Source organism: Microvirga sp. P4_G7, assembly GCF_056401005.1.
Window position 1 is genome coordinate 1 of sequence record NZ_JBFUKD010001143.1, and the last position, 610, is coordinate 610.

Sequence of the window (610 nt, forward strand, 5' to 3'; positions counted from 1 at the left end):
TCCGACTTCACTCTCGATTCGGGTTCTTTCTCCAGAGATATCATGGAGAAAGGTGCGGTTTGCGACTGGAAACCTTCGCTGTGAAAGGTTAAAGGAGCGCTGCACGTCATGCCTTCGCCTTAATCGGCAAAGATTCACTGTCTCATTGAAGGTCATCGAAGTAACAAATCTTGCGGCTCGCGCGATGCTGGCCGACCTTCCGATTGAAGAGGAATAACCACATGTCATTCGCGACTCGAATCGCGAGCCTGAGGGGCAATCGGGGCCTGGTTGCGGCCATGGCGCTGATGCTGACCGCGTCACCTGTTTTGGCGCAGACGGCTCCTGCAAGACCTGCCGCTCCTGCGGCTCAAGCTCCCCGCCCCGTCGCCCCTGGCGCGGCTCCTGCAGCACCCGGCGCCGCTCCCGCCGCTCCTGGAGCGGCACAGGGCCAAGCGCAAAGCACCGGCCCGATGGTCGTTCAGGTCAAGCCTGAGCCGTCACAGCCGGAATGGACGAAGGTTTGCGGCAAGGACCAGGGCACCAACTCTGAAATCTGCTACACGACCCGCGATTTCGTCTCCGATCAGGGCCAGCCGGTGCTGGCGGTTGCTCTTTATGACGTCAAGGG

1 pseudogene is annotated in these 610 nt (G+C 60.5%); it reads left to right on the forward strand.

From position 1 onward, the window contains the following. Positions 1-221: 221 nt before the first annotated feature. Positions 222-610: pseudogene (locus AC1DT3_RS23525) on the forward strand (invasion associated locus B family protein); the annotation flags it as partial.